The organism is Aquicoccus sp. SU-CL01552 (assembly GCF_040365005.1).
GTDB lineage: Bacteria > Pseudomonadota > Alphaproteobacteria > Rhodobacterales > Rhodobacteraceae > Antarcticimicrobium.
The window spans coordinates 1-24312 of record NZ_BAABWV010000003.1; the positions used below are offsets into that span (position 1 = coordinate 1).

At 65.9% G+C, this 24312-nt stretch carries 24 protein-coding genes; 10 read left to right on the forward strand and 14 right to left on the reverse strand.

The genetic code is table 11. The features are described from left to right. Positions 1-117 precede the first annotated feature (117 nt). The gene (locus ABWV23_RS04215; RefSeq protein ID WP_353345266.1) at positions 118-729 is read right to left on the reverse strand and encodes a hypothetical protein; all 612 of its coding nucleotides are present in this window, start codon (positions 727-729) and stop codon (positions 118-120) included. A gap of 139 nt (positions 730-868) precedes the next feature. Continuing rightward, positions 869-3220, reverse strand: coding sequence for a DNA topoisomerase IV subunit A (locus tag ABWV23_RS04220; RefSeq protein ID WP_353345268.1), 2352 nt, complete (start codon positions 3218-3220; stop codon positions 869-871). 204 nt (positions 3221-3424) lie between these two features. Between ABWV23_RS04220 and ABWV23_RS04225 the strand changes: the two genes are divergently transcribed. The 6 genes from ABWV23_RS04225 (at position 3425) to ABWV23_RS04250 (ending at position 7696) form a co-directional block, all read left to right on the forward strand. Next, positions 3425-4054 (forward strand): SH3 domain-containing protein, encoded by a 630-nt coding sequence (locus ABWV23_RS04225; RefSeq protein WP_353345270.1) that lies wholly within the window; start codon positions 3425-3427, stop codon positions 4052-4054. Between the two features lie 96 nt (positions 4055-4150). Continuing rightward, on the forward strand, positions 4151-4978 hold the full coding sequence (locus ABWV23_RS04230; RefSeq protein ID WP_353345272.1) for an SDR family NAD(P)-dependent oxidoreductase: 828 nt from the start codon (positions 4151-4153) through the stop codon (positions 4976-4978). A gap of 68 nt (positions 4979-5046) precedes the next feature. Further along, positions 5047-5250, forward strand: coding sequence for a twin transmembrane helix small protein (locus ABWV23_RS04235; protein ID WP_353345274.1), 204 nt, complete (start codon positions 5047-5049; stop codon positions 5248-5250). Between the two features lie 3 nt (positions 5251-5253). After that, on the forward strand, positions 5254-5829 hold the full coding sequence (locus ABWV23_RS04240) for a cob(I)yrinic acid a,c-diamide adenosyltransferase (RefSeq protein WP_353345276.1): 576 nt from the start codon (positions 5254-5256) through the stop codon (positions 5827-5829). Positions 5830-6008: 179 nt separating this feature from the next. Beyond that, positions 6009-6767: an electron transfer flavoprotein subunit beta/FixA family protein gene (locus ABWV23_RS04245; protein WP_353345278.1), complete on the forward strand. Its 759-nt coding sequence runs from the start codon at positions 6009-6011 to the stop codon at positions 6765-6767. Next, positions 6767-7696 carry an electron transfer flavoprotein subunit alpha/FixB family protein gene (locus ABWV23_RS04250; RefSeq protein ID WP_353345280.1) on the forward strand — a complete coding sequence of 310 codons (930 nt, stop codon included), beginning with the start codon at positions 6767-6769 and terminating at the stop codon, positions 7694-7696. The genes ABWV23_RS04245 and ABWV23_RS04250 overlap by 1 nt, the downstream gene beginning before the upstream one ends. 72 nt (positions 7697-7768) lie before the next feature. Here the strand turns inward: ABWV23_RS04250 and ABWV23_RS04255 are convergent, their stop codons facing one another. Continuing rightward, a complete protein-coding gene (locus ABWV23_RS04255) occupies positions 7769-8596 on the reverse strand; it encodes a DUF6473 family protein (protein ID WP_353345282.1) in 828 nt (275 codons plus the stop codon). 161 nt (positions 8597-8757) lie between these two features. Between ABWV23_RS04255 and ABWV23_RS04260 the strand changes: the two genes are divergently transcribed. Beyond that, complete coding sequence (locus ABWV23_RS04260) at positions 8758-9633, forward strand: 3-hydroxybutyryl-CoA dehydrogenase (protein WP_353345284.1); 876 nt, start codon at positions 8758-8760, stop codon at positions 9631-9633. Between the two features lie 42 nt (positions 9634-9675). On the opposite strand, the gene ABWV23_RS04265 is transcribed toward ABWV23_RS04260, so the two are convergent. The 8 genes from ABWV23_RS04265 to ABWV23_RS04300 all read right to left on the reverse strand — a co-directional run bounded on the left by ABWV23_RS04265 (position 9676) and on the right by ABWV23_RS04300 (position 17842). Then, complete coding sequence (locus ABWV23_RS04265; RefSeq protein WP_353345286.1) at positions 9676-12099, reverse strand: ATP-binding protein; 2424 nt, start codon at positions 12097-12099, stop codon at positions 9676-9678. 306 nt (positions 12100-12405) lie between these two features. Beyond that, positions 12406-13323, reverse strand: a complete 918-nt coding sequence (locus ABWV23_RS04270) for a lysophospholipid acyltransferase family protein (protein WP_353345288.1) — start codon at positions 13321-13323, stop codon at positions 12406-12408. 23 nt (positions 13324-13346) lie between these two features. After that, entirely contained in the window at positions 13347-13616 is a 270-nt protein-coding gene (locus tag ABWV23_RS04275) for an HPr family phosphocarrier protein (protein ID WP_353345290.1), read from the reverse strand. A gap of 9 nt (positions 13617-13625) precedes the next feature. Further along, complete coding sequence (locus ABWV23_RS04280) at positions 13626-14024, reverse strand: PTS sugar transporter subunit IIA (RefSeq protein ID WP_353345818.1); 399 nt, start codon at positions 14022-14024, stop codon at positions 13626-13628. 22 nt (positions 14025-14046) lie between these two features. Next, complete coding sequence (rapZ, locus tag ABWV23_RS04285) at positions 14047-14928, reverse strand: RNase adapter RapZ (RefSeq protein WP_353345292.1); 882 nt, start codon at positions 14926-14928, stop codon at positions 14047-14049. 10 nt (positions 14929-14938) lie between these two features. Then, on the reverse strand, positions 14939-15388 hold the full coding sequence (locus ABWV23_RS04290) for an HPr kinase/phosphorylase (protein ID WP_353345294.1): 450 nt from the start codon (positions 15386-15388) through the stop codon (positions 14939-14941). Between the two features lie 4 nt (positions 15389-15392). Then, positions 15393-17084: a sensor N-terminal transmembrane domain-containing protein gene (locus tag ABWV23_RS04295; RefSeq protein ID WP_353345296.1), complete on the reverse strand. Its 1692-nt coding sequence runs from the start codon at positions 17082-17084 to the stop codon at positions 15393-15395. A 56-nt stretch (positions 17085-17140) separates the two neighbouring features. Beyond that, positions 17141-17842 (reverse strand): response regulator transcription factor, encoded by a 702-nt coding sequence (locus tag ABWV23_RS04300; protein ID WP_353345298.1) that lies wholly within the window; start codon positions 17840-17842, stop codon positions 17141-17143. A gap of 337 nt (positions 17843-18179) precedes the next feature. Between ABWV23_RS04300 and ABWV23_RS04305 the strand changes: the two genes are divergently transcribed. Further along, a complete protein-coding gene (locus ABWV23_RS04305; protein WP_353345300.1) occupies positions 18180-19778 on the forward strand; it encodes a phosphoenolpyruvate carboxykinase in 1599 nt (532 codons plus the stop codon). Positions 19779-19887: 109 nt separating this feature from the next. On the opposite strand, the gene ABWV23_RS04310 is transcribed toward ABWV23_RS04305, so the two are convergent. Continuing rightward, a complete protein-coding gene (locus ABWV23_RS04310; RefSeq protein WP_353345302.1) occupies positions 19888-20655 on the reverse strand; it encodes a sulfite exporter TauE/SafE family protein in 768 nt (255 codons plus the stop codon). Between the two features lie 145 nt (positions 20656-20800). Between ABWV23_RS04310 and ABWV23_RS04315 the strand changes: the two genes are divergently transcribed. Then, entirely contained in the window at positions 20801-22492 is a 1692-nt protein-coding gene (locus ABWV23_RS04315) for an acyl-CoA dehydrogenase family protein (protein WP_353345304.1), read from the forward strand. A 105-nt stretch (positions 22493-22597) separates the two neighbouring features. On the opposite strand, the gene ABWV23_RS04320 is transcribed toward ABWV23_RS04315, so the two are convergent. After that, positions 22598-23086: an SAM-dependent methyltransferase gene (locus ABWV23_RS04320; RefSeq protein WP_353345306.1), complete on the reverse strand. Its 489-nt coding sequence runs from the start codon at positions 23084-23086 to the stop codon at positions 22598-22600. 87 nt (positions 23087-23173) lie between these two features. On the opposite strand from ABWV23_RS04320, the gene ABWV23_RS04325 reads away from it, so the two are divergent. After that, positions 23174-23563, forward strand: a complete 390-nt coding sequence (locus tag ABWV23_RS04325) for an META domain-containing protein (RefSeq protein ID WP_353345308.1) — start codon at positions 23174-23176, stop codon at positions 23561-23563. On the opposite strand, the gene recO is transcribed toward ABWV23_RS04325, so the two are convergent. Further along, a complete protein-coding gene (gene recO / locus ABWV23_RS04330) occupies positions 23547-24272 on the reverse strand; it encodes a DNA repair protein RecO (protein WP_353345310.1) in 726 nt (241 codons plus the stop codon). The two genes, ABWV23_RS04325 and recO, sit on opposite strands and share 17 nt — an antisense overlap. Positions 24273-24312 lie beyond the last annotated feature (40 nt).

Consider the following 24312-nt stretch of genomic DNA (forward strand, 5'->3'; position numbering starts at 1 on the left):
TCCTAGGCGCCCTTTTGAACTGGTGGGGTCCCAACGACCCGGTTTCCTCTGCGCGCGGCACATATTGGGTTCGGCGAGGAAAATCAAGCATCTCATGCTCCGCCGTTGCGGCAGCGGTCAGCCGGCCTCGGGCAGCGGCGCGCCGCCTGCGGGCGCGGCGGTGGGGCCGGCGGCGGGATCGGCGTCGGGCCGGGGCGCGAACCAGCCGTTTTCCGCGTGCATTTCCACCAGCCATTCCTCGATCTGGTGGGCCGCGTTGCGGGCCAGCCCCTGCATCTGTTCCTCCTTGGTACGGTCATGGCCCGAGCCGACCAGCGCCGAGCCGCCCGAGGTGGTTTCGAACACGGTGATCTGTTTGGGCTCGTCGTTCAGCTTCTTGCCGGCGGCGTCGTCCCAGACGGTGACATTGATGATCAGCACCGATTTCGGGGTATAGAGCAGCGGCACGCCCGGGGGCGCCAGCATGAAGCCTTCGACCGAGATGCCGAAGTGATAGAGCTGGTCGCCGTCGTAACGGCCGAACCGGTCGCCCATCGCCTTGGTCAGAACCTCGACCCATTCTTCCTTGCTGGCATCGCGCGAGATCGGCCCCTTTTGCATCTTGGGGGCCACCACGATGTTGTGGCCGAAATAGAAGGCGCCGAGATCCTGGAGCGGGTCATCGGGCGAGGGCGCGGTGCAGGCGGTGAGCAGGAACAGGCCGGCGAGCAGGGCGGAAAGGCGGATCATGGCGGCTCCGGGTCAGGTCAGTCCGGGAAGGAGTAGACCACCCGGCGTCCGGGCGCAAACGCTTCGCCGGGTCGCGGGGGCGCCTTGGGCAGGGGGGCTGGAGATCCCCGCTTTCGCGGGGATGTCAGGAGGTGCGGGCTCAGGTGAACTTGTTGTCGCGCGGGAAGCCGTGCGGCGGGCGCTTGCCGACGCCGGCGCGCTTGCCGAGCCATTCGGTCAGGTCCGGTTCGTGCCGGGTCTTGCCGCCGCCCATCTGCCAGCGCAGCCCCTCGGCCCAGTCGAAGGTGGTGATGTCGCTGAGGCCGCCGTCCAGTTCCAGCGCGCCCTGCTTGCCGCGGGCCTGGTTGTATTTCTGGATCCGCACCCCCTTGCCCCGGGTCATCTCGGGCAGCTCGGAGGCGGGGAAGACCAGGAAACGGCTGTTCAGGCTGACCACGGCGACGTGGTCGCCGCGCACCGGCTTGCACAGCTGGGCGCGTTCGTCGTCGCCCTTGACGTTGAGCACCTGCTTGCCGCTGCGGGTCTGGGCCAGCACCTCGTCCTCGGAGACGATGAAGCCGTTGCCGGCGTTGGAGGCGACCAGCAGTTTCTGGCCCGGCGTATGGGCGAAAAGCGTGACGATCTCGACCTCGTTGGGAAGGTCGACCATCAGGCGCAGCGGTTCGCCCAGCCCCCGCCCGCCGGGCAGGTTGGCCGCCGAGAGCGTGTAGAACCGCCCGTTCGAGCCGAACACCAGCAGCCGGTCGGTGGTCTCGGCGTGGAACACGAATCGGGGGCCGTCGCCATCGCGGAACTTCAGCTCGCGGTTCAGGTCGATATGGCCGGTCATGGCGCGAATCCAGCCCATCTGGGAGCAGACCACGGTGATCGGCTCGCGGTCGATCATCGCCTCGAGCGGCACCTCCTCGACCTCGCCGGCCTCGGCAAAGACGGTACGACGGGCGCCGCCCGCGTAGTCCTTGCCGAAGGTCTTGCGAGTTTCCCTGAGCTGTTCGGAGATCCGGGACCATTGCAGGCCCTCGTCCTCGAGCAGGTCTTCGAGGCCGGCGCGCTCTTCCATCAGGGCGTCGCGTTCGCGCATCAGCTCGATCTCTTCGAGCCGCCGCAGCGAGCGCAGGCGCATGTTGAGGATCGCCTCGGCCTGGACCTCGCTCAGCTCGCCCTCGCCCGGGGCGGGAGTGAGGTAATCCTTTTCCGAGGTGGCGCGGACATGGGTCCCGGACCAGTCCTCGCGCATCAGGGCGGCCTTCGGTTCGTCGTCGTAGCGGATGATGTCGATCACCCGGTCGAGGTTCAGGAAGGCGATGATGAAGCCTTCGAGCACTTCCAGCCGGTGGTCTATCTTGCCCAGCCGGTGACGCGAGCGGCGCAGCAGCACCTCTTGGCGGTGATCGAGGAAGGCGCGCAGCACCTCTTTCATCGAGCAGACCTTGGGCGTCAGCCCGTCGATCAGCACGTTCATGTTGAGCGAGAACCGCACCTCGAGATCCGAGTTGCGGAACAGCATGCCCATCAGCACCTCGGGGTCGACGTTCTTCGAGCGCGGCTCCAGCACCATGCGGATGTCGTCGGCCGATTCGTCGCGGATGTCGGCGAGGATCGGGATCTTCTTGGTCTGGATCAGCTCGGCGATCTTTTCGATCAGCTTGGATTTCTGAACCTGGTAGGGAATCTCGGTGACGACGATCTGCCACTGGCCGCGGCCAAGGTCCTCTTGCTCCCACTTGGCGCGCAGGCGGAACGAGCCGCGCCCGGTGCGATAGGCCCGCGCAATGTTCTCGGGCGGTTCGACGATGATGCCGCCGGTGGGGAAATCGGGGCCCGGCACGTAGTTGAGCAGAGTGTCGTCGCGGGCGTCGGGGGTCTTGATCAGGTGCAGGCAGGCATCACACAGCTCGGCGATGTTATGCGGCGGGATGTTGGTGGCCATGCCCACCGCGATGCCGCTGGCGCCATTGGCCAGCAGGTTGGGAAACGTCGCCGGCAGCACCACCGGTTCGGTCAGGGTGCCGTCGTAATTGTCGCGGAAATCGACCGCGTCCTCGTCCAGCCCGTCGAGCAGCGCCTCGGCGACGATGGTCATCCGGGCCTCGGTGTAACGGGCGGCGGCGGGGTTGTCGCCGTCGATGTTGCCGAAGTTGCCCTGGCCGTCGACCAGCGGGAAGCGGACGTTGAAATCCTGCGCCAGCCGCGCCATCGCGTCATAGATCGCGGCGTCGCCGTGCGGGTGGTAGTTGCCCATCACGTCGCCGGAAATCTTGGCGGATTTGCGGAAGCCCCCGGTCGCGTTCAGCCGCAGCTGGCGCATCGCGTAGAGGATGCGCCGGTGCACCGGTTTCAGCCCGTCGCGCGCGTCGGGCAGCGCCCGGTGCATGATGGTCGAGAGCGCATAGGTCAGATAGCGCTCTCCGATGGCGCGGCGCAGCGGTTCGGCGGTTTCGCCGGGCACGTCCGGCGGCGGCATCTTGGGATCTTCGATCAGGTCGTTCATGAGGCGGTGATACGCGCGCAGGCGGCGGGCGTAAAGCGGCGACAATCGCGGGCGGCGCGGTTGTTTCGCGGCCGGTCCTGCATCGGCGGGGAAAACGGAGACCTGCTTCCCGCTGCACCGAATCGGTAGATCGTCTAAGGTGGGTCTCCGTCCGGCGGGTTCGCCACCGGGCGTCGCGTTACCCGGTTCCGCCCTGGAGGCCCCTTGCCGCGTTTGATCATCGTTTCCTTTCTGATCCTCGGCTGGACGTTCTATGAACTGTCCGGCGGGGGCGCGTTCGAGCCGCGCGGGGTACGCCCGCCGCGGCCCGCGCCGCAGCAGGCCGCGATTCGACCGGACCCGGCGGCCACCGCGCCGACCGCCCCGCTGATCGCGCCGCGCAAGGCCCGGGACGGCGCACCGGCCGAAGTCACGGCCGCGACCCAGCGCGCGGCGCTGAAGGCCCGGCAACTGGCCCGCACCGACCGGCTGGCGCAGATCCGGCAGGGGCTGGGCGTGCAGTTGACCGGGTTTTCCGGTGCCGGGAGCGGCCTTGCCCTGACCACGCTGGAACAGGGGGCGGTCGGGCTGCGCGAGACGGCGGTGGAACCGGAGCCGGTGGCGGCCCCTGCCCCGCCGCCCGAGCCGAAACCGGACCTGCGCAAGGTGACCGGCACGCGGGTCAACATGCGCGACGGACCGGGCACCATCTATCCGGTGATCGCGCGGCTGGTGCTGGGCGACGAGGTCGAGGTTCTGAGCACCTCGGGCACCGGCTGGCTGCGGCTGCGCAAGCTGCCGGAGCGGCGGATCGGCTGGGTCGCGGCCTCGCTCATCAGCAAGAAGGCGGACTAGCCGCCGCGGCTGCCCCATTGCGGCAGCGTGGATTTGACCGCATAGAGAGGGCCGACCCATCACCCCGACCTTCATGACGAGACAGACCGCCCGACCATGAAAAACACCATCCTGATCACCGGCTGCTCCTCGGGCATCGGGCTGAACGCGGCGCGCGGGCTGCGCGACCGGGGCTGGCGCGTGTTCGCCGCCTGTCGCCAGCAGCGCGATTGCGACCGGATGCGGGCCGAGGGGTTCGACAGCCCCCGCATCGACCACACCGACCCCGACAGCATCACGACCGGGTTGGCGCAGGTGCTGGAGGCGACCGACGGGCGGTTGGACGCACTGTTCAACAACGGCGGTCACCAGCTTTCGGGCGCGGTGGAGGACCTGCCGCGCGACGGGCTCAGGGCGATCTTCGAGGCGAACTTCTTTGGCTGGCACGACCTGACGCGACAGGTGATCCCGGTGATGCGGGCGCAGGGACACGGGCGCATCGTGCAATGTTCCTCGTCGCTGGGGCTCGTGTCGATCCCCTGGCGCGGCGCCTACGCGGCGACCAAGCACGCGCTGGAGGGGCTGAGCGATACCCTGCGGATCGAGCTGCGCGGCACCGGCATCGACGTGGTGCTGATCGAGCCCGGCCCGATCACCACGCCGCTGCGCAAGAAGGGGATCGCCTATTTCGAGCGTTACATCGACTGGGAACACTCGGCCAAGCGGGCCGAGTACGAGGCGCAGCTGATCCCGCGGATCTATCGCGAGACCGGCAAGGACAAGTTCGAGCTGCCGCCCGAAGCGGTCACCGAAAAGCTGATTCGCGCGCTGGAGGCGCGGCGGCCGAAGGCGCGTTATTACGTCACCGTTCCGACCTATCTGACCGGCTATCTGCGGCGGGTTCTGCCGACCCGCGCGATCGACTGGATCGTGACCCGGATCTGAGAATCCGGTTCGCTTTTTCGACGATTGCCGCTAGGTGTCAGCAGGGATGCAAGCCAAGCGAGGGCAAAATGGGTGATCCGCTGTTCGTGATCGTGGTGCTGGCGGTGGTGGCCGTGGCGGTGGTTCTGGCGCTGGGTATCGGCGGCTTTGCCAAGGGCGGCGCCTTCAACGCGAAATACAGCAACAAGCTGATGCGGCTGCGGATCGCGGCGCAGGCGGTCGCGGTGGCGCTGATCCTCTTGTACATCTATCTCAAGCGACAGGGTGGCTGATCCATGGTGGTTTTGAACAAGATCTACACCCGCACCGGCGATGCCGGCGATACCGCTCTGGGCGACGGCGCGCGGGTGCCGAAATACGCCGGTCGCGTCGATGCCTATGGCACGGTGGACGAGTTGAACGCCTTTGTCGGGGTGGCCCGGCTGGACGCCGAGGACGACGACATGGACGAGGCGCTGGCGCGGATCCAGAACGACCTGTTCGACCTGGGCGCCGACCTGTGCCGCCCGGACATGGAAAAGGACGCCGAGGCCGAATACCCGCCGCTGCGCATGATGCCGGCGCAGGTCGAGCGGCTCGAGATCGAGATCGACGCGATGAACGCCGGGCTGGAGCCGCTGCGCAGTTTCATCCTGCCGGGCGGCACGCCGCTGGCGGCGCAGTTGCACGTCTGTCGCACGGTGGCCCGCCGGGCCGAGCGGGCGGCGGTCGAGCTGGCCGCGCAGGAGGCTGTGAACGCGGCGGCGGTGAAATTCCTGAACCGGCTGAGCGACTGGTTCTTCGTCGCCGCGCGGGTTGCCAACAACGGCGGGCTGGACGACGTGCTCTGGGTGCCGGGCGCCAACCGCTGAACGACGACGCGTCGCCGATGCGCCACGTTTTTTTCCCACCCTCGCCTGAACGCGGCGTCCGAGAGCGCAAACAGGTCGATTTTTCCCTGTTTTCCCGCGGCGCCAGCCGCTAACACATGTCGGGATGACGAAAAGGCGCCCTGTTTCCCGCGCCGAGCAACCTAAGGAGACCAACGCTCATGAAGGTACTGGTACCTGTCAAGCGCGTGATCGACTACAACGTCAAGGTTCGCGTGAAGGCGGACGGAACGGGTGTCGATCTTGCCAACGTGAAGATGTCGATGAACCCGTTCGACGAGATCGCCGTCGAAGAGGCGATCCGCCTGAAAGAGGCCGGGACGGCCTCGGAGGTCGTGGCGGTGTCGATCGGCGTCAAGCAGGCGCAGGAAACGCTGCGCACGGCGCTGGCGATGGGCGCAGACCGGGCGATCCTGGTCGTGGCCGCCGATGACGTCCACCAGGACATCGAGCCGCTGGCCGTGGCCAAGATCCTGGCCAAGATCGTCGAGGAAGAGCAGCCGGGCCTCGTGCTGGCCGGCAAGCAGGCGATCGACAACGACATGAACGCCACCGGCCAGATGCTCTCGGCGCTGCTGGGCTGGTCGCAGGCGACCTTTGCCAGCGAGTTGAAGGTCGAGGGCGATTCCGCGCTGGTCACCCGCGAGGTGGACGGCGGCCTGCAGACCATCAAGGTCAAGATGCCCGCCATCGTGACCGTGGACCTGCGCCTGAACGAGCCGCGCTATGCCTCGCTGCCCAACATCATGAAGGCGAAGAAGAAGCCGCTGGATGAAAAGACTGCCGCGGATTACGGCGTCGACGTCAGCCCGCGCCTCGAGGTGGTGAAGACCACCGAACCCGAGGCGCGCCAGGCCGGCGAGATGGTGCCGGACGTGGATACGCTGGTGGCGAAACTGAAAGAGAAGGGGGTGGTGTAATGGCTGTTCTGCTGCTCGGAGAAGTGAATGACGGCGCGCTGGCGCTGGATGCCACCGCCAAGGCGGTGAGCGCGGCCAAGGCCCTGGGCGATGTGACCGTGCTCTGCGCCGGCGGCTCGGCCGCCGAGGCCGGGGCGGAGGCCGCCAAGATCGACGGTGTCGCCAAGGTGCTGGTCGCCGAGGATGCCGCGCTGGGTCATCGGCTGGCCGAATCAACCGCGGCGCTGATCGTGTCGCTGGCCGGCGATTACGACCACATCGTGGCGCCTGCCACCACCGACGCCAAGAACGTGATGCCGCGCGTCGCGGCGCTGCTGGACGTGATGGTGATCTCGGACGCATCGGGCGTGGTGGACGCCGATACGTTCGAGCGCCCGATCTATGCCGGCAACGCGATCCAGACGGTGAAATCGAAGGACGCCAAGAAGGTCATCACCTTCCGCACCTCGACCTTTGACGCTGCCGGTGAACAGGCGGCGGCCCCGGTCGAGACCGTGGGCGGCGCCGAGGCTTCGGGCCTGTCGGAATGGGTCGAGGACAAGGTCGCGGCCTCGGATCGTCCGGAACTGACCAGCGCCGGGATCGTCGTCTCGGGCGGTCGCGGTGTCGGCTCGGAAGAGGACTTCAAGATCATCGAGGCGCTGGCCGACAAGCTGGGCGCCGCTGTCGGCGCCTCGCGCGCGGCGGTCGATTCGGGCTATGCCCCGAACGACTGGCAGGTGGGCCAGACCGGCAAGGTGGTCGCGCCCGAGCTTTACATCGCCGTCGGCATCTCCGGCGCGATCCAGCACCTGGCCGGCATGAAGGACTCCAAGGTGATCGTCGCGATCAACAAGGACGAGGAGGCGCCGATCTTCCAGGTTGCCGACTTCGGCCTGGTCGCCGACCTCTTTGCCGCCGTGCCCGAGCTGACCGAAAAGCTGGGATAAACCACATCGGGGCCGGACCCCGCCCGTTCGAATTGGAAAGGCCCGCCGCTTGGCGGGCCTTTTCTTTGGCGCCTATTGCAGGGTGGCGATGGCATCCCCCAGCCGGTCGGCAATGCGCGCATGCATGGCCGGCCCCAGCATGTGTTCGGCGGTCGGCCGCTGCAGCGGGCCGAAGTCCATCTTGCGGGTTTCCCCCTCCAACTGTCCGGCGGCGGTGACCGGCACCTCGACCAGCCCGCGCGCCTGGCGCAAAACCCGGTCGACCATGGTGCGGGACACCAAGAGCGGCTCGCTCCCCAGCGGCGCGTCCGACCGGGGGCTGTCATCCCCATCATGCAGCCAGAGCAGCAGCCCCCGCCCGCCCAGGCCCCGCAGCAGCCGGTGCATCCGCGTGACCCAGATCCGCTGCAATTCCGTACGCAGCGTCGCGAACCGGCCGGGACAGTGCCGGTGCAGCGCGATCAGCAGATGCCGGGTGAAATGAAACTCGGTGAAATCGACCTCCGGGTAGAGCTCGGTGAGGGGGGCACAGGCGGCGAGAAACCGGTCGTTGCGGCGCGGGTGCACCCGGTAAAAGCCGTTGGTCAGGTTCTGCGCATCGGGGAGCTGAACCACCGTGAGCGCGGCGGCAGCGGCGATTCGCATCGCCCCGGCATCGCCCAGCACCGCATCGAGCCCGGCGTTGATGCTGCCCAGGTTGACGCAGGTCTGGCCTAGGCGGCGATCGAGCAGTGCCGGAAAGGGGGTCGCGACGAATCGGCCAAAGGTCTCGCTGCCGCCGAGAAAGGCGAGATAGCGCCCCTCCAGCCGGGCGCAGGGCGCGCGCACCGGCAGGCGCGATCCCGGGTAGGTACAAATCGGATCCTCGAGCGCGCCGGCGCCGGTCATATGCAGGCTCATCCCGCCCTCCGTCCTGTGGTCCTGTCGGTCACCCTGGCAGGATTTGCGTTGCGATTCGGCTAACGGGCGTATTTGATTAAAATCCAGATGTCCGCCGACCCTTGTACCCCGGCAGAAAGCCCCGGTATGGTCGGCGCGGAAACGCGGCGAAAGGCGGGACGATGAGCATTCAATCAGTCGGTGTGATCGGGGCGGGGCAGATGGGCAACGGCATCGCCCATGTTATGGCCTTGGCAGAGTATGACGTCGTTCTGTCCGACGTCAGCCAGGACGCGCTGAACAAGGCAATGGAGCTGATCGAGGGCAACCTGGCGCGGCAGGCCTCGCGCGGGAAGATCGCCGACGCGGCGGTCAAGGCGGCGGTGGGGCGGATCACCACGACGCTGGAGCTGTCCGATATCGGCGCAACCGACCTGGTCATCGAGGCCGCCACCGAGCGTGAGAGCGTGAAACAGGCGATCTTCGAGGATCTGCAGCCGCATCTGAAGGCCGACACGATCCTGACGTCGAACACCTCGTCGATCTCGATCACCCGGCTGGCCAGCCGCACCGACCGCCCGGAACGCTTCATGGGGTTCCACTTCATGAACCCGGTGCCGGTGATGCAACTGGTCGAGCTGATCCGCGGCATCGCCACCGATCAGCCCACCTACAAGGCCTGCCTCGAGGTGGTGGAACGGCTGGGCAAGACCGCCGCCAGCGCCGAGGATTTCCCCGGCTTCATCGTCAACCGCATCCTGATGCCGATGATCAACGAGGCGGTCTATACCCTGTACGAAGGGGTCGGCAACGTGAAGTCGATCGACGAGTCGATGAAGCTGGGCGCGAACCACCCGATGGGGCCGCTGGAACTGGCCGATTTCATCGGGCTGGACACCTGCCTGGCGATCATGAACGTGCTGCACGACGGGCTGGCCGATACCAAGTACCGCCCCTGCCCCCTGCTCACGAAATACGTCGAGGCCGGCTGGCTGGGCCGCAAGACGCAGCGGGGCTTTTACGACTATCGCGGCGAGGCGCCGGTGCCGACCCGCTGAGGCCGGAAGACGGAGAGGGGCGAGCGCCCCCGCCCAGGTTCATCAGGCGACGCGAACGATCTCCAGATCGTCCGCCAATGGGCAGGTGAACCAGAAAACGGTTTCCTTGCCCGGATCGCTCTTGAAACCGACGGTGCCGCCCATGTCTTCGACCAAGCGGCGCGAAATGCTCAAGCCCAATCCGGTGCCGCCCCGTTGACGGGTGTCGGAATTGTCCGCCTGCGAAAAGGGTTGGAATATCGTGCTGCGGAACTTTTCCGGTATGCCGGGGCCGACATTGGTGACCGAGATTTTCGCGTAGGCGTTCATGATTTCGGCGGTCAGCCGAACCGTCGTGTCGGGGTTCGAAAACTTGCAGGCGTTTGACAACAGGTTGGAGATGATCTGATTGATCCGTTTCTTGTCGGCCCAGATGGTCCTGTCCGCCTCGGGCTCCACAACCTTGACCTCGACGTTCCACTGCGCGGCGTAGGGTTCGACCTGCTTCGAGGCAAGGGCCATGATCTCGTTCAGATTGACCGCTTCCATATCATGCTTCATTCCGCCGGCGTTGAGTTTTTCCAGATCCAGAATGTCGTTCACAAGGCTGAGAAGCCGGTCGGAATTCGACGCCGCGATATTGACCAGGCGATCGACGCCGGAAATCTCGACCCCTTTCAACTGGGCTTGCAAAAGCCCGATGGCACCTTTGATCGACGTCAGCGGCGTTCTGAGTTCATGGCTGACCGTTGCCACAAACTCGCGTTTCATCTGATCGAGCTTGAAACGTTCCGTCACATCCGTCTGGATCCCGAGCATCCTGAGGGCGGTCCCGTCCGGGGCACGCTTGACCACGACGGCGTCCGACTCGATCCAGCGCCACTCATCCTTTTCCACGTTTACGCGGAAACGGGCCGTGGCGTGTTCGGTGTGACCCTTGATACAACGATCTTCGGCATTTTTCAGAATGACCAGATCATCCGGATGGATCTTGGCCATCTGTTGTTGATAAGGATTTTTACATCCGGGCAGAGCCGGTATTTTCAGAGTCTTGAGCCAGACATCGGAAACAACCGAAGTCCTTGTCTCGAGGCAGATATCAAATACGCCGATATGAGCACTCATCAGGGCAAGGTTCCACCGTTGCTCGGCCTCCGCAATTTCCTGCGTGAGACGCTCACTCACCGTGATGTCACGCATCAAAAGGGCGATCCGCTCATCACCGTCCGCCGTGAACCAGGTTTTCCTTTCAATCTCGATTGTCAAAGGCTCACCGCCCCCCACCATCGGAGCGATAACCACTTTTGACCAACCGTCCCCCTCTTGCATGTCGAAATCCGGCAACAGGTCGCTGATCATTTCGCCATCCATTTTATCGGGACCATTCAGATGCGCCAGAAGTTTCAGCGCGGCCTCGTTGCAATGGATGATCTGCCCGGTCTTGGTCACTGACACGATGGAGAGCATCGCGTTCTCAAGGATGCAGCGGTTCTCCTGAACCTGGGTTTCCAGGTCTCGCGATTTTTGAGTGACGTCGGCGGAGATCGCAATATTCTTCCTGATCAAGACGTGCATGATCGTGCTCACCAGAGCGGTGATGAAAAGCCCCAATGCCAGGACAACCCATCTTGCACGGAAGGGCTGGATGGCGTCGAACTGGGGTGTGCTGGTCATCGACAGCGAGAAGGCTTGCCCGAACTTTTCGATCGACTGGTGAAACGCAAAATCAGGCGTCATGGCGGTGACGGCAGACGTGATTTCGAGAGGGTCGCGCAACGTATCCGCGCCGGCCTCCACATGCAGGGTCAGTAACTTGCCTTGCGACGGCGTCAGGTTCTTGAAGGCGTTTTCAATGTTCAACACGGCGAAGGCAAAACCCAAGAAGGCATTCTTGTCTTGCGAAGAATTGAAGATTGGCTTGAGCAACAGGATCTGAGCGAAGCGATCTTGCAGCGACCGGCCAGGAAAGTGCACGGTCGCGAGTGTTTCCCCCGCCGCGCGTGCGCGTTTCGCGAGGGACAGGAGTTCGGAATCGCTGGAAAAATCCAAGCCCAGCAACTGCTCATGGCTTGCCAGTGGCTCGACATATTGCACGATGAACTGGTCTTCCGCCGGCTTGGAGGATGTGGCGCTGCGCTTGTTCATCCCGCCGATGTATATGGGCCCACCGGCCCCGGCGCCGGGCCCCACGCTGCCCGCCGATGCCAGGCCGATCCCATCAAGCACAGACAGATCACCGGGAATATCGAGGGACTTCGCATAGACCTCCATGTCGGAGGCCGTCACCACGTCCGAGGCCATCACCAGACCGGAAACACCATCGAGTATACGATCATATTCCTCGAGCCGTCGTTCAACCGAGGTCAGGATTTGGTCTGCCAGGACCTGGAAGCTTTCCTCCGATCTGCCTTGTGCGATCTTGTGAACCAGGACAAATGACAGGTATGAGAGGCCGAGAAACAGGAGCAGGATGACTGCCTGGAACACTCTTGCGCGATGATGTGACGGCATCTCTAACCTGCTGGGTTCTTGGCGTTTTTGAATCGCGGAGCAGCTTTGGCGATCTGATATCGCTCCACCGTGGTCTTGGTTGAGTAGCGTTCATAAAATAGTTGGGAATGTGGCAACAATAGGATCATGGTGAGGCCGGGGGCCAAGTTGCCCCGCCCTCTTCGCGCGATTCAGCGCCCCTGGATCCGAGACGCCCAACAAGATGCGGTCATTGCAGTTGCCGCCACATACCCGGAGTATTTCAGGCCAGAAAGAGACCGGGGGCGCTCTGCGCGGCGATGTTCAGGAGGAGGAGGAGCCCAGCGACAGCGTATGCTCACGCAGCCAGGCCATGAAGCCGCGCGGGTCGGTCGCCAGCCGGGCCATCTGTTCGTCGGTCAACGGAGCGCCGACCACCGGCGCCTGCGGCTTGTTGCAGGAGCGCACGATTTCATGCAGCAGGAGCCCCTGGCGCAGGATCGGCGAGACCTGGCAGGCGATCTGGTAGGCGCGCGAGTTGCGGCCCGGGAAATAGATCGGGACCACGCGCGCGCCGGACTTGCGGATCATCTTGGCGGTGAACACGTGCCATTCCCGCTCGACCGGCGGGCCCATCCAGGTATCCGCCGACATCACCACGCCGGACGGGAACAGCGCGACCACCCCGCCCTGGCCCAGCACGTCCATCGCGTTGGCGCGCATCTCGACCATCTTGCGTTGGGCGTCGGGATCATGCGGAAAGGGAACCGGGATCATGAAGGAGGTCGCGGCCTCGTCCAGCCCGGTGAGGACCGAGCGGGTCAGGATGCGGTAGTCGAGGCGCACCCGACCGATCAACTCGGCGAGGATCATGCCGTCGACCATGCCGTGCGGATGGTTGGCCACTACCACGACGGGGCCGTCGGCGGGGATGTTGGCCAGCTGCTCGACCGGGGTCTGCAGGTCGATCCCCATGACGTCGAGCGCCCCGCGCCAGAACTTCTGCCCGCGAAAGTCGGAGTTCATCTTCTCGAACTTGTCGACCATGCGCAGGATCGACAGCTTGCCGGTCGCCCATTCCATCGCCTTGATGGCGAAGGAGGTCCAGGGATCGTCGAAGGAATTGGCGTAGGTCAGGGTGCGACGGTCATAGACCTCGCCCTGCGGCGTCGGCTCGGGATTGGCAGAAAGCCTCGTGTTGCTGTTGTGCGCGGTCTCGACCAATTTATATTTCCCGTTCATCGCAGCGCGTGCCGGCGGCGGCGTCAGTAGTCTTCGCCGAACCTGTCGGCCACCAGCGCCTCAAGCGCAGCGGCCAGCGCCTCAGCATCCGGCCCGGACGTCTCGACGTCAATAGTCGTTCCCTTGGACGCTGCCAACATCAAAAGCCCCATGATGCTGTCGCCCGAAGCGGTCAAACCGTCGCGCATCACCTCGGCCTGGGCATCAAAGCCTTCGACGACCTCGACCAGCTTGGCCGAAGCGCGGGCATGCAGCCCCTTTTCATTGGAGATTTTCAGTGTGCGTCGGGTCATTTGGCGGGCTCAGACTTCGTTCGGGCCGATATTGCGGCTGTTGATATACTTGCGGCCCGCCTCCATGGCAGTGCGCACGGCGTCGCCCACGGACAAGTGGCGGCTTTTTGCCAGTTTGATCAGCATCGGAAGGTTGGCCCCGTAGAGAATCCTCCGGTCGGAGGGCGCACAGGCGCGCAGGCTGAGGTTGGAGGGCGAGCCGCCGAACAGGTCGGTCACGATCACCACGCCATCGCCGGCATCCACCGAGTCGGCGGCAGCGCAGATTTCACGCTGCTTGGCATCGCGGTCATGGTCGGGCTCGATCGACACGGCGACCAGGCCCGGCTGTTTGCCGATCACATGCTCCACGGCGGCCAGGTATTCCCTGGCCAGTCCACCATGCGCGACAATAACGATCCCGATCATCCGGTGCGCAACCCCCGGCCCCTCATTCATTCCGCTGGCTGTCCAGCTCGCGATGCCTAATTGACACTGGGCGTCCGCCGTCCGCAAGGGCCTTGGCCATGGATTCCGCCAGCACGACCGATCGGTGTTGTCCGCCGGTACAGCCGAACCCGATGGACAGGTGCGACTTGCCCTCTTCTGTATAGGCCGGCAGCAGCAGCCGGGTAAGGTCGAGCACGCGGTCGAAGAACGGATCGAACCGGGGATCGGCGGTGACATGGGCAACGACGCGCCTGTCGCGCCCGTCGCAGGAGCGAAGCTCGGGCACCCAGTAGGGATTGGAGAGAAAGCGGCAGTCGAACACCATGTCGATGCCGCGCGGCAGCCCGCGCTTGTAGGAAAAGCTGTGCACCGTCAGCGCCAGCTGCCCGTCGCCGTCCGGGGCGAACCAGCCTTCGGTCTCGGCACGCAGTTGATGCGGGGTCAGATCGCTGGTGTCGATCAGCACGTCGGCACGGTCGCGAACCGGTGCCAGCAGGTCCAGCTCGCGCCGGATGCCGACCTGGGGGCTTTCGGCCGGGGCCAGCGGGTGGCGGCGCCGGGTTTCGGAAAAGCGGCGGATCAAGACGTCTTCGCCGCAATCGAGATAGAGCACGGTGGGATCGACATCGGATCGGGCGGCCAGCGTTTCGATCAGGTCGAGCAGCCCGCCGGTAGAGAAATCCCGATTGCGCGGGTCGATCCCCAGCGCCAGCGGGCGCACCGGGCGCGGCCCGTCGAGCAGCAAGGGCACCAGCCGCAGCGGCAGGTTGTCGATCGCCTCGAACCCGAGATCCTCGAGCGCGTGGATCGCGGTGGAGCGCCCGGCGCCAGAGGGGCCCGTCACCAGGACAAGGCGCACGGGGGAGGATTGGGTCGCGGTCATCATGTCGTCATCACAGGGTTCGCTGGCCGGTCTTGAGGAATTGAACGAGTGCCGCAGGAAAATGTGGCGCCTCGACCCGGAAAAGCAAGATCACGGGCCGCCCCAGCAGATCACGGTGGCGCGCGGGCGGCAAGCGGTCGGTCTCGTCCCGGTCAAGGTCGAGCAAGGCAAAGACCGGGATCGGGCCGGTCGGATCGGCGTGCAGCAGGCCGAGGCCGCGCGCCTCGACCATGCCGGAGATGGCGGGTGGGGCAGCGGCCAGCACCGCGTCCCCGGAGCGGCGCAGTGCGACACGGTCGTCGGCGACCAGGGTCGCGCCCAGTGCCATCATGCGCAGCGCCAGCGACGACTTGCCCCGCCCGGAGGCCCCGGCGATCAGCAGCCCGCGCCCGGCGAGCGCCACGCAGGAGGCATGCAGGATGGTGTCCGGCGGATCGGGGGGGCCAGCGGGCGCGGCCACGGGCCTAGACCGGCAGGCCCACGACGAAGCGGGCGCCCAGCGGCTCGGAGGCGACGTCGGCCTCGGTCGGGCGGATGTTCTCGGCCCAGATGACGCCGCCGTGCGCCTCGACGATCTGCTTGGAGATCGCCAGCCCCAGCCCGGAGTTGTTGCCGAAATGCTCTTCCGGGCGCTGCGAATAGAACCGCTTGAAGATCTTGCTCAGCGCCTCTTCGGGGATGCCGGGGCCGGTATCCTCGACCACCACCAGAACCCGGTTCTGCCGTTTGCGGGCCCAGACGCGGATTGCGTCGCCCTCTTCGCAGAACGAGATCGCGTTGGTGATCAGGTTGACGAAGACCTGCGCCAGCCGGGCCTCGAGCCCCTGGATGGCGACCGGATCGTCGGGCAGATCAGTGATATAGTCGATGCCCTTGGCACGGGCGTCCTCGCCCAGGTACTGGTTCAGGTTAGACAGCATGGCGAGGAGGTCGAAACGCTCTTCCTCCTCCTTGACCAGTTCGGCATCGAGGCGCGAGGCGTTGGAAATGTCGCTGACCAGCCGGTCGAGGCGTCGGACGTCGTGTTCGATCACGTCGAGCAGCTTGTCGCGCTGGTCCTCGCGCTTGACCATGCGCAGGGTGCCCACGGCGGATTGGAGGCTGGCCAGCGGGTTCTTGATCTCATGCGCGACGTCGGCGGCGAATTGCTCGTTGCCGTCGATGCGGTGATACAGCGCCGTGACCATGCCGCGCAGCGCCCGGGACAGGCGGCCGATCTCGTCGGGGCGCGCGGTCAGGTCGGGGATGCGGACGCGGCCCGGGTTCATCTTGCGCGCGTTGCGATCCCGGCCCAGTTCGGCGGCCTCGGCAAGGTCGGCCAGCGGGTTGGCGATGGTCGAGGCCAGCACCAGGCTGAGCCCGACAGAGACCAGCAGCGCGACGATGAACATCTCCAGCACGCGTTCGCGCGCGGCGCGGACCAGCGCGTCGACCTCGCCCGCCGGGTTGACCACGGCGATGGCGCCGACCACGGTGCCGCCCTGCAGGATCGGGGTGACGGCGGCCAGTTCGGTGGCCCTGGTGCCATCCTGCAACGTCGAGACCCCGGTTTCGCCGCCCTCAAGCGCGGTCGGCAGCACCGGGCGCAGCCGCGTCTCGATCGCGGCGGGCGTCACGGCCTCATGCGCGGAGGAGAACAGCCCGGCAACGGCGCTCCACAGGGCCGAAAGACCGTCGCTGATCAGGGTGCGGCGCGCCTCGGGCGCGGTCGCGGCGGGATCCGGCAGGCCCGCACCGGTGCCCAGCGTCTTGCCCACCACGTTGCCGGCAGGATCGAACACCACCACCTCGACCCCGTCGCGCAGGCTGAGCGCGGCCAGCGTCTCGGGCACGTCAATGCCGTCGCCGGCGGCCAGGTTGACCGGCCCGCGCGCGGGCAGTTGCGCCTCGAACACATTGGCGACCAGCCGCGCCTCGCCCGCCAGCGCATCGGCACGTTGGGCAACCAGGCTATCGCGCGAAGTGTTGAGATAGAGCAGGCCGGCGACCAATAGGATCAGTGCGATCAGGTTGAAGACGATGATCTTGCGGGTCAGCGGCGAGCCGCGCAGCGAGAAAAAGCCGCGCCGGTCCCGGTTCGCACGCATTTCGGCAGCCATGGTTTCGCGCGGGGCGACCCAATCGTCGCCCAGCACGACATCGCCGTCGTGATGCATCTGTGTGGCACCAGTGTCGCGCACGTCAACCCTTTCGATACCGGCCGGAACGGCCCCTAGTCCTCGTTGTAGCGGTAGCCGATCCCGTAGAGCGTCTCGATCGCCGAGAAGTCCGGGTCGGCGCTGCGCATCTTCTTGCGCAGCCGCTTGATGTGGCTGTCGATGGTGCGGTCGTCGACATAGACCTGATCATCATAGGCCACGTCCATCAGCTGATCGCGGCTTTTCACGAAGCCGGGACGCTGCGCCAGCGCCTGCAGCAGCAGGAACTCGGTCACCGTCAGCGACACGTCCTTGCCCTTCCACGCGACCGAGTGGCGCAGCGGATCCATGCGCAGGTCGCCGCGCTCCATCACGTTGGCCTCGGGGCTGGTGCCGTCCGCATCGCCCGCCACCGCCTCCTGGCGGCGCAGAAGGGCGCGGATGCGCTCGACCAGAAGCCGTTGCGAGAACGGCTTTTTCACATAGTCGTCGGCGCCCATGCGCAGGCCGAGCACCTCGTCGATCTCGTCGTCCTTGGAGGTCAGGAAGATGACCGGCATCTGGGTCTTCTGCCGCAGCCGCTGGAGCAGGTCCATGCCGTCCATGCGCGGCATCTTGATGTCCAGCACCGCCATGTCCGGCAGCTTCTTGTTGAAGGCGTCGAGCGCCTGTTGCCCGTCGTTGTAGGTTTCGACCTCGAACCCCTCGGCCTCGAGTGTCATGGAAACCGACGTCAGAATATTCCTGTCGTCGTCAACCAGTGCGATCTTTGACATTGGAGTCCACCTATCTGCTCGTGACTGCCACGTTTTTTCCATCATTCTGCCCTTTTTCGGCGGGGCGAATCAATCCTTAACTGCGATTCGCCGGAACAATAGGCCCCGATGGCAACAGAATTTCCTTAAGCATGGTTGAATTGCCGCAGGTTGCGGCGACGCTCGCGGGGTGGTTGCGCTAAACCTCGCCTTGGTTGCGCTAACTGCGCCAAAGCGTCCTGTTCACGGCCCAAAACGTCATGCTAAGAGCGGCGCACCGGGTCATTTCGCCCGGCATCGCCCCGCACAGCGATAGAACGATACGCGACGCCAGGCGCCGCCACAGGAGAACGAACGCATGACATCTGGACGGGTCAACCCGCAATTCCGCCTCGAGGACCAGGGCATCGAGGGCCTGGGCAATGTCCACTACAACCTCATGGAGCCCGCGCTGGTCGAGGCGGCGCTGAAACGCGGCGAAGGCACCTTGGGCAAGGGGGGCGCGTTCCTTGTGACCACCGGCAAGTTCACCGGCCGGTCGCCCAAGGACAAGCACGTGGTCAAGACCGACAGCGTCGTCGACAACATCTGGTGGGAAAACAACGCCGCCATGTCGCCCGAGGGGTTCGACACCCTTTACGCCGACATGCTGGAGCACATGAAGGGCCGTGACTTTTTCGTTCAGGACCTGGTGGGCGGCGCCGACCCCGAATATGCGATCAACGTGCGCATGGTGACCGAGCTGGCCTGGCACGGGCTGTTCATCCGCCACCTGCTGCGCCGTCCCGAGCGCGCCGCGCTGGACAACTTCCTTGCCGATTTCACCATCATCAACTGCCCCAGCTTCAAGGCCGACCCCGAGCGCCATGACTGCCGCAGCGACACGGTGATCGCGCTGAACTTCGACAAGAAGCTGATCCTGATCGGCAACACCGAATACGCCGGCGAGAACAAGAAATCGGTGTTCACCCTGCTGAACTACCTGCTGCCGGAAAACGGCGTGATGCCGATGCACTGCTCGGCCAACCACGCGGTCGGCAACCCGGTCGACACCGCCATCTTCTTTGGCCTGTCGGGCACCGGCAAGACCACCCTGTCGGCCGATCCCGCGCGCATCCTGATCGGTGACGACGAACACGGCTGGTCGGACAACGGCACCTTCAACTTCGAAGGCGGCTGCTATGCCAAGACCATCAACCTGTCAGCCGAGGCCGAGCCCGAGATCTATGCCACCACGACCAAGTTCGGCACCGTGATCGAGAACATGGTGTTCGACGAGGAAACCTTCGAGCTGGATTTCAAGGACAGCAGCCTGACCGAGAACATGCGCTGCGCCTATCCGCTGGAGTATATCTCCAACGCCTCGGAAACCTCGCTGGGGGGCCACCCCAAGAACATCATCCTGCTGACCTGTGACGCCTATGGCGTTCTGCCGCCAATCTCGCGGCTGACCCCGGCGCAGGCGATGTATCACTTCCTGTCCGGCTTCACCTCGAAAACCCCGGGGACCGAACGTGGCGTGGTCGAGCCCGAGCCGACCTTTTCGACCTGCTTCGGCGCCCCCTTCATGCCGCGCCGTCCCGAGGCCTATGGCAAGCTGCTGCAGGAAAAGATCGCCGAGCATGGTGCCACCTGCTGGCTGGTCAACACCGGCTGGACCGGCGGCGCCTTCGGCACCGGCAGCCGGATGCCGATCAAGGCCACCCGCGCGCTGCTGACCGCGGCGCTGGAAGGCTCGCTGAACGAGGCAGAGTTCCGCAAGGACGGCAACTTCGGCTTCGAGGTTCCGGTGGCGGTTCCGGGTGTCGACACCCAACTGCTGGACCCGCGCCAGACCTGGGCCGACAAGGACGCCTATGACGCGCAGGCGGCCAAGCTGGTGCAGATGTTCTCGGACAATTTCGAACAGTATGTTCCCTATATCGACGACGACGTGAAGGCGGTTGCGATCGGCTGATCGCGACGCCACCCGTTGACGGATCTCAAACGCCCCGGCCCCGCGCCGGGGCGTTTTTTCATGCCCCGTCAAGACGGTTCGGAACCGGTCGACCGCATGGTCTGGCCGCTCAGCCGATCAACCCGCGCCGCAACAGGTTCAGCCCCGCCAGCGTCAGCACCACCAGCGTCGCGCGCCGGAACGCGGTCTGGTCAATCCGGTCATGAATCCGTCCGCCCAGCCACATCCCGGCCAGCGTCGGCACCAGCAGCGCCGCCGAGAACGGAAGCGTTTCGCGGTTGAGCACACCCGACCCCACATGGGCCGCCATCAGCACCAGCGCGCCCATGCCGTAGATCACCCCCTGCACCCGGATCTGGTCGGCCTTGGGCGTGTTCAACGCGGTCAGGTAGGCCACCGTGGGCGGCCCCCAGACCCCGGAGACACCGCCGATCGACCCGGCAAAGGCGCCCACCGCCGCCTCGATCCGCGCCGAGGGGGCCGACATGCGAAAATGCACACCAGCCAGTTGCATCAGCGTGAACCCGGTGATCATGACGCCGAGGATCAGCAGCATCACCGGGATCGGCAGCACGGCGACAAGCTGCGCGCTGGCGACCAGGAACACCGCGCCGACAATCAGGAACACCCGGAATCGGCCGATCGAGGACAGCGCCGCCGCCGGCCCCTGGCGCAGCGCCTGCACCCCGTTGGTGACAACCGTGGGCAGGATCAGTCCGGCCAGCGCGATCTCGGGCGGCAGAACCGTGCCCAGCCCGGAGACCAGGATCATCGGCAGGGCAAAACCGACCATGCCCTTGACCAGTCCGGCCAGCACCGCGATTGCCAGGGTATAGGCGGCCAGCCCCGGCGTGAGGAAAGAGAAATACATGTCCATTCCGCCCTCATATCATCTTGGCGCGGCGCTGCACTGCAAAATTAATCACGCAACTATTGAACCAGCACGGGGCTTTGGGCGTATTTTTGTTGCGCTGCACCTGCGAAGTGATTAGGACCAAGCGACGTGACGGAGGATATGATTCATGGCCCATGACGGACAGGACCCGACCAAGATGACCGAGACCGCAATTCTGCCCGACCTGCTGACCCTGACCGGCGCGGCGATCGCACCCGCCGAAACCGTGCTGGAGGCCGCGAAGGCCCGGCTGCGCGAGACGGTCAGCGACGGCGACCGGGTGTCGGGCGCCGCGCTTGAGGCGAACCAGACCGCCGCCCACGGGCTGTCCTGGCTGGCCACCTACGTGGAGGCGCTGCGCCAGATGCAGGGTTGGGCCACCCGGTTGCAGGAGGCGGGCAAGTTCGGCGAGGTGGAGCAGCTGATCCACCAGATCGGGGTCGGCGAATACCTGGCCCAGATCCGCGGCGGCATCCCGATGAGCCAGGGCGAAATCGTGCGGCTGTCCGACCTGGGGCTGAGCGCGCAGGAGACCGCGGCACTGGACGCCGAGGCCGTCGCCACCCTGAGCCACGGCGGCAATTCCCCCGCCGCCCGGGCCCGCTTGGTCACGCTGATGCAGGAGCGCGCGGCGGAAACCACCGTGGGCGCCTCGGGGCTGGAGGAAGAGCTGGAGATGATCCGCGACCAGTTCCGCCGCTTTGCAGTGGAAAAGGTCGAGCCCTTTGCCCATGACTGGCACCTCAAGGACGAGCTGATCCCGATGGAGATCATCGAGGAACTGGCCGAGATGGGCGTGTTCGGCCTGACCATTCCGGAGAACCTGGGCGGTCTGGGCCTGTCGAAAGCCTCGATGGTGGTGGTCTCGGAGGAGCTGTCGCGCGGCTATATCGGCGTCGGCTCCCTCGGTACCCGCTCCGAGATCGCGGCCGAACTGATCCTCGCCGGCGGCACCGACGGGCAAAAGGAGCACTGGCTGCCGAAGATCGCCAGCGGCGAGATCCTGCCGACGGCGGTGTTCACCGAGCCCAACACCGGGTCCGACCTGGGATCGCTGCGCACCCGTGCGGTCAAGGGCGAGGACGGCGATTACACGGTGACCGGCAACAAGACCTGGATCACCCATGCGGCGCGGGCCAACGTGATGACCCTGCTGGCGCGCACCGACCCCGACACCACCAACTACAAGGGGCTGTCGATGTTCCTGGCCGAAAAGACGCCGGGCACCGAGGGCGATCCCTTTCCCACCCCCGGCATGACCGGCGGCGAGATCGAGGTTCTGGGCTACCGCGGCATGAAGGAATACGAACTCGGCTTTGACGGGTTCAAGGTCAAGGGCGAGAACCTGCTGGGCCAGGAAGAGGGCAAAGGCTTCAAGCAGTTGATGGAAACCTTCGAATCCGCGCGCATCCAGACCGCCGCGCGGGCCATCGGAGTGGCGCAATCGGCGCTGGATATCGCCATGCAATACGCCCAGGACCGCAAGCAGTTCGGCAAATCGCTGATCAACTTCCCCCGCGTCGCCGACAAGCTGGCGATGATGGCGGTCGAGATCATGATCGCGCGCCAGCTGACCTATTTCAGCGCCTGGCAAAAGGACCACGGCAAGCGCTGTGACCTCGAGGCCGGGATGGCCAAGCTGTTGGGCGCGCGGGTGGCCTGGGCGGCGGCGGACAACGGGCTGCAGATCCACGGCGGCAACGGTTTCGCGCTGGAGTACAAGATCAGCCGCGTTCTGTGCGATGCGCGGATCCTGAACATCTTCGAAGGCGCCGCCGAGATCCAGGCGCAGGTGATCGCGCGGCGTCTGCTCGGGTAAGGCGCGCCCGGGAAATGGTCCGTTGGACCATTTCCAACGTCGAACGGGCGGAGCCCAATGGGTAAGGGCGTGGCCGTGATGGCCGCGCCCTTTTGCTTGGTCCGCTCACCCCTCCGGCGGGATGTCGATGCCCTCGATCCAGGGCTTGATGTCGACCACCGGCGTCATGTCAAAGGCATCCGTGGCGTCGATCTCGATCACCCCGCGCACCGCGTCCAGATCGGTGATCCGTACCGCCGCCATGGCGATCGGGTTCGGGCGCACCGGCGAGCGCAGGGAAAACACCCCGCGCGGGTCGGGCCGGTGGTGCGGCGCCTGCACGATCAGGTCACGGCGGCCCCGGTCCATCCAGTAGAGCACCCAGATCGGTTTGCCGACCTCGAGCCCGGCAAGCCCGCGCGCATAGACCGGGTCAAGCTCGATCCGGGCCTTGCCGCTGCCCAGCGCCCGGGCCTCGGTCAGGTTCCGGGGTGCCTTGTCGCGCGCCCAGTCGGAGCGGATATGCCCGATGAAGGTGACCTCCGCCTGCCCTCGGTCGCCGGGATCGAAATGCAGCTGTTCCTCGCCGTCCCGAATGGCCTTCTCTTCTGTCATCGCGCGCCCTCATGTTCTGTTATCCGCATGTATTACACCCACTCCGACCGGTTTGTGCAAGGCGCCGCGGCGTGGCATCCTGCCCCCATGCGGTTGATTTTTCTGATCGCCCTGCTGGGGTTGAACATGTGCGATAAGGACGAGACCCTCGCCGGCCATGGCGCGGCGGACCGGGTCTGGCAACTGGTCGAGCTGGACGGTGCCCCCTATGTCGCGACGGCGACGCTGCACTTTCCCGAACCGGGCCGGATCGCGGGCGAGGCGCCCTGCAACCGATATTCCGGCGTGATGACCACGCCCTACCCCTGGTTCGACGCGGCCCAGGTGATCTCGACCCGCCGGGCCTGCCCCGAGATGGCGGCGGAACAGGCGTTCCTCTCGGCGCTTGCGGCGATGGACGAGGCGGAGGTAAGCGGCGGCACCCTGATCCTGCGCAACGCGGCGGGGCGCGAGATGGTGTTCACAGCCGACGGGTAAACAACTCGACGAAACGCGCCCGCGCCTCGGGCAGCGGTGCGTTGCCCAGGGCCGGGGCGAGCCGGTGGTGCAGGAAATACCCGGTGGTGCGCAGGGCCTCGGCGATCTCGGCATCCGGCGCCGGACCCTCGCCGCGCAGGCAGGGCGGCAGGGGCAGCATCCGGTCGACCCAGTCGCCCGCGCCGTGGCGCGATACCGCGCGGCCGGATTTCGGCGAGACATAGATCAGCTCGTCATTGATCCCGGTGGCGGCGCATCGGCTGAGGTCGAGGCCGAAGCCCAGTTCCTCCAGCAGCGCCAGCTCCCATTTGAGATAGGCCAGCGGCCAGATCTCGTCCTGCCCCAGCAGGTCGAGAAGCTGTTCGGAGCGGTGATAGAGCGGGCGATGCACCTCGCGCTCGGCCAGGGCAAAGGACAACAGGCCGGTGACCGCGTTCAGCCCGGCCAGCGCCAGCCGCCCCGACAGCGCGGCAGCGGCCCGGCTGCGCAGCGGTTCGGCCCGGTAACTGCCGATATGATCCTCCAGCCGCGCCCGCCAGGTCAGGTCGAGCTGCGCGCCCGGTTGCAGCACCGGCGCCTGTTTGCGACTGGCGCCACCAGGCACCACGCCGGCGTGGCGGCCATGATCCTCGGTAAAGACGTCGATGATCGCCGCCGACTCGCCATGGCGGCGCATGCTGAGCAGGATGCCGTGATCGCGCCATTCCAAGGGTTGGTCCCACCCGTCGCTGCCGGGCCCCGATGGCCCT